This is a genomic window from Atribacterota bacterium (assembly GCA_028703475.1).
GTDB lineage: Bacteria > Atribacterota > Phoenicimicrobiia > Phoenicimicrobiales > Stramentimicrobiaceae > JAQVMU01.
Genome location: JAQVMU010000093.1, coordinates 1 through 4966 on the forward strand (window position 1 = coordinate 1; position 4966 = coordinate 4966).

A 4966-nucleotide genomic window follows, 5' to 3' on the forward strand; every position below is an offset into this window, starting at 1 on the left:
CTTTCAAACAATTTATCATATTTTCTAGTCACAATTTTTAATGTTTCAGCAAATGATTTTTTTTCTGAATCATGCAAATCAACAATAGAGCCTATGTGACGTTTTGGCAAAATATGAATTTCATAAGGAAACCTGGCATAATAAGGAACAAGGGCCAAAAAAGAGTCATTTTGAAAAATAAGCCGCTTTTCAAGTCGTGTTTCTTCCTTAAGAATATCACATAGCATACATTTATGATTTTTACTATTATAATCTTTCATATTTTTAAGCTTTTTATCCACTCTCAAAGGTAAAAAAGGGAAGGCATATAATTGACCGTGTGGATGGGAAAGAGTTGCTCCAACTTCCTCTCCTTTATTTTCAAAAATAAAAATATATTTTATCATTGGATTACTGTATAATTCAATAATTCTATCTTCCCAAACTTCGATCAGATTCTCTATTTGCAGTAAAGACATTTCAGCTAAAGAGCTTTTATGTACAGAGGTGTACATAATCACTTCACAGACACCTTTAGAGGGTTTGTTCTTTAAAAGAGGTGAGCCAGAATTTAACGGGGGAGAGGGATTTTTGACAAGAGCAGGAAATCTGTTTTCAAAGACCGCCAGGTCATAGTTCTGCTCAAGCTCTATATTACCTGGACATAAAGGGCAACCTTCATATTCAGAATGTATTGGCCTATCTTTACGACTGGAAGAAATCATCACCCATTCGCCGGTCATGGGATTGAAGCGAAGCTCCTGCATCTTTCTTCCTTTCTTTTCTTTTAATTAAATAATAATACACTATTCTTCCGTCATCTTTAATTTTTTTTATTTTTTGTAATCTTTTTAAACGCAAAATAAACCTTTTTTTATATAGATAAACCAGGTGAGGGAATAATATTATTCCCTCACCATTTTTTAAATTATCTGATACCCATTTCAATCAGTTCTTTTAATTCTCCAATATTTTGTGGAGTAGCTACACCAACACCAGTATTAATATGTAATCCCGGCACTTTATACTGTTTTGCTAATACAATTTGTTGAATCGGGAAAAATCCCTGCAGGTAAAGCATTTGGTCAAAAGATACACTAACATAACCCTTTTCTATCCCTTCAATTGTTGCAGGAGAAAGGTCAATTCCGCCACAAATTATTTCACCTGGTTCTTTTCCCGCAGCTTCCATTACTTTCATTAAATTAGAAGTTATATTTCCATGTTGTGTCCCTATTGCCTTTAAATCAGGGTTTCTTTCCAGGTATGCTGTTAAAATAGGTATACATAGAGAAGCTTCTGCATCTACCTCTGCTGAAATATCAAGCTGTTCTACAATAAGCCCTTCTTCTTCTAATGCATCTACTATACCCATCGGGCTTAATCTTCTGCCTTCCTGGGAAAACAGTCCATATACCAGGGCCTTATCTCCGGCTGACAATCCCTGTCTAATCATGGTTTTACCGGTAAGATACCCACCTCCATAGAGATCTGCTCCTGCATAACCAAAACCCTCAGGTTGATATTTTTCTTCTATGGAAGGAAGGGGATTGTTCCCACTGGTAACAATTATCCCCATCTCAAAGGCCTCATCCACTAATGACTCAAAGGCTCCCTCGCCAGGATGCCCCATGATGACAATTCCATCCGGTGAGGCAGCCATGGCTTCTTTGAATTGATTAATCATCTTCTCAGGTTGCCAACCTGAATATTGTTCAATTAGCTTTACCCCAAAATGTTCTGCAGCAGCCTTGGCACCATTAGTTCTGGCTAAAGTAGAGGGATCTCCCTCTGTTCCCCCCATCTGCATATAAATTGTAAGCCCATCACCTAATTTTTCAGCACTAAAACCATTTGTTGTTACACATAGCATCACTATCAATATCATGGTTATAGCCACAAATAAGATATTATTTAATTTTTTCATTCTAATAAACCCCCTAAATTTTCATAATACTAATCATTAATATAATATTTCTTGATTAACAAATATAATTAACCTTATTCTTCGCAACACCTCCTCGATAATTACTCTATTTGCTTTGTTTGCTTCCTGGTCTAAAATCTTGTTATTATAACCTGCTTAGCTAATCTTTATTTATTCACAGATCGCCCGAAATAAATAAATTATTCTCTTATTGCTTTATCCTCCTGCTTTATTCCCTTTAAGAAAACGGTGTCTTTAACTTTTTCTGGTATTTTTTTATCTTTTGAAGTCCCGAATACAATATTTAAAATTACTGAAATTGCCATTACCAATCCGGTAACCAAACGAGTCCAGTAACCCCCTATACCTGAGGCAACAACTCCTGCTTCCAGGGAACCAACAATGTATGCTCCGAAAAATGAGCCGACAATGGTGCCTTTTCCACCTGCAATAGATGTACCTCCAATAAACACAGCAGCCATAACAGGAAGCAAAAAACCAGCCCCCTGTGTAGTCCAGAAATTAATCATTTCCAATGTTAAAAGTACAGCGGCAAAACTGGAAACAACTCCCATCACTACAAACAGTTGGATTTTGGTAGTTACAACATTGACCCCCATGACCCTTGCTACATTAACATTATCACCGATAAACGAGATATGCTCCCCAAATATATGACGATTCAAAATATACCATAGAAAAATTGCAACCAGCAAACCCCAGATACTCTGTGCAGGAATAATTCCTCCTATCCTACCCACAAAAAAGGGATGAATGAAATATTCCTTAATCTCCTTAATATTCCAGGAAAGTCCTCCTGATAACAAAATTGTGAGTCCATTCCAGAAAAATTGAGCTGCAAGAGTAGCCATAATAGAAGGTACACCAATTTTTGCAACGAGTATTCCGTTAACATATCCTACCAGGGCTCCTGATAGCAATGCCATAATAAAAGCCAGCCATGGAGCATCAAAAGTTCGAAATATATAACAAAACACAAACCCGGAAAAAGCAATAACAGCAGAAAAACTAAGGTCTATTTCCCCTGCTGTTATTACCAGTGTTAATCCCAAAGCCAATATTAGCATTGGTGGAACTGTTTGCAAAAAAGACATATAGATCCTATAGCCTGAAAAAACCCTTGGGGATAAAAGTAAAAAAGAAATCATAATCATAAAGTAGACTATAATAATTGGTAAACTTTCAATTCTCTTAATCTTGGTAATAATTTTTTCTAAAAACAATTTTAGAATCCCTAACCTTATTTTTTATTCGCATATTTTAATAAAAAATCATTTAATTCAGTTAATGAAATTTGACTTTTTTCAATGCTGGTTATAATCTTACCCCTATCTAAAATATAAAAACGATCAGCTATCATATAAACATGTGACAACATGTGAGAAATATAAATACAGGCTCTTCCAGACTGTTTTATCTTATTTACAAAATCCAGCACTTTTTGTACTTCTTTTAATGAAAGTGCCACCGTAGGTTCATCCAATATAATTAAATCAGCATCAAAGTACATTGCCCTGCCAATGGCAACTCCCTGTCTTTCTCCACCTGATAAATTGCTAACAGTAGAATCAACGGTAATGCCCGCCCCCCTGAATCCAATTACGTTCATCATAATATCATTGGCTATTTCTTTTTCTTTTTTTACATTTATAAAGCCAAAACGATTTTTAATCTGTCTTCCAATAAAGAAATTTCTCCACAGAGGTTGTTTGTCCCCCAAAGACTTATCCTGATAGACTGTTTCAATGCCCAACTGGTGTGCTTTTTTTACATTATAACTGCTGGTGTCGACTTTTTTATCTCTTATATGTATTTCCCCGCTTGTGGGAGGAAAGACTCCGGTAATAATTTTTATTAAAGTAGACTTACCTGCCCCATTATCACCAATCAAACCTACTATCTCATTAGGTTTAACTTCAAAATTAATTCCTCTCAGTGCAGCAATCTTTCCAAAATATTTTTCAATACCGACCATTCGTACGGCATATTCAAAGGTTTTTTTCTTGTTGGAAATACAATTCATATTATTATCAAGTCCCCCTGATTAATAAGTCTACATCTAACACTATTTTTTTATTTTTCTTACGATATCCATTTATTTTGGATAATAATAATCGTACACTCTCCCTGCCCAGTTCATCTTTTTTCAGATTAACCGTTGTCAATGGAGGACTGACAAGGGAGCTGAATAAAATATTGTCATATCCAACTACACCTATATCTCCGGGAATTTCTAAGCCTCTTTCTTTAATTGCCTTGACTGCACCAAAAGCCATCATATCGTTATAAGCAAAAATAGCCTGAAAATTAATTCCCTGGTCAAACATATCTTTGGTTTGGTTATACCCATCTTTAATATCAATATCTCCTATCTTTATCAGGTTCTCCTTAATTGCTATACCATAATCAGTAAGCGCCTTTTTATAGCCTTCTAACCTCCTGCGGGCAGGGGATTTATAAGTATAACCACCAATATAGGAGATATTTTTAAAACCTTTTCTTATTAAATACTCTGTTGCAATATACCCACCTTTTAATTCATCACTATAAACAGCATCAATTGAAAGATCCTCATAATCCCTTCCTACCACGACAAATGGAATCTTTGAACCTATTAATTTATAAATATCCTCATTTTTTTCCTGAACAGGTGCAATCAAAAGACCATCTACCTGTTTTCCCAATAAAAGTTCGATAGCATTTTCTTCTTCCTGATAATCACGTCTGGTATTAGTTAATATAATATGATAATTATTGGCCTTGGCCTCTGCTTCTATACCGCTTAACACTTCAGCATAAAAGGGGTTGTTATTATCAGCAATAATTACTCCCAGAGTCCTTGTTTTTTGGGTACGCAACGCTACCGCTGAAGCATTTGGCACATAGCCGATTTCCCGGGCTATTCTAAGGATTTTCTCCTTTGTTAAAGGATTGATATCAGGCTTATCATTAATAGCACGAGAAGCAGTATTGATAGATACTCCTGCCTTTGCAGCTAATACACGAAGATTTGGCTTTTTCATTTCTAAAATCCTACCA

Annotated in this window: 6 protein-coding genes; all 6 read right to left on the minus strand. The window is 35.4% G+C overall.

Annotation, left to right across the window (positions count from 1 at the left end):
- Positions 1–722, minus strand: a 722-nt coding sequence (gene galT, locus PHQ99_07790; GenBank protein ID MDD4289471.1) for a galactose-1-phosphate uridylyltransferase, incomplete at its 3' end; no start/stop codon positions are given.
- Positions 685–927, minus strand: coding sequence for a hypothetical protein (locus PHQ99_07795; GenBank protein ID MDD4289472.1), 243 nt, complete (start codon positions 925–927; stop codon positions 685–687). The genes PHQ99_07795 and galT, both read right to left, overlap by 38 nt.
- Positions 908–1906 (minus strand): substrate-binding domain-containing protein, encoded by a 999-nt coding sequence (locus tag PHQ99_07800; GenBank protein MDD4289473.1) that lies wholly within the window; start codon positions 1904–1906, stop codon positions 908–910. Before PHQ99_07800 ends, PHQ99_07795 begins: the two co-directional genes overlap by 20 nt.
- Positions 1907–2106: 200 nt before the next feature.
- A complete protein-coding gene (locus PHQ99_07805) occupies positions 2107–3150 on the minus strand; it encodes an ABC transporter permease (GenBank protein ID MDD4289474.1) in 1044 nt (347 codons plus the stop codon).
- Positions 3151–3167: 17 nt separating this feature from the next.
- Positions 3168–3902: an ATP-binding cassette domain-containing protein gene (locus PHQ99_07810; GenBank protein MDD4289475.1), complete on the minus strand. Its 735-nt coding sequence runs from the start codon at positions 3900–3902 to the stop codon at positions 3168–3170.
- A 55-nt stretch (positions 3903–3957) separates the two neighbouring features.
- The gene (locus PHQ99_07815; GenBank protein ID MDD4289476.1) at positions 3958–4950 is read right to left on the minus strand and encodes a LacI family DNA-binding transcriptional regulator; all 993 of its coding nucleotides are present in this window, start codon (positions 4948–4950) and stop codon (positions 3958–3960) included.
- Positions 4951–4966 lie beyond the last annotated feature (16 nt).

Bases quoted from the DNA above. Each gene is read 5' to 3' on its own strand.
- PHQ99_07810 (MDD4289475.1), bottom strand. From the start codon at position 3,902: ATGGTCGGTATTGAAAAATATTTTGGAAAGATTGCTGCACTGAGAGGA.
- PHQ99_07800 (MDD4289473.1), bottom strand. From the start codon at position 1,906: ATGAAAAAATTAAATAATATCTTATTTGTGGCTATAACCATGATATTG.
- PHQ99_07815 (MDD4289476.1), bottom strand. From the start codon at position 4,950: ATGAAAAAGCCAAATCTTCGTGTATTAGCTGCAAAGGCAGGAGTATCT.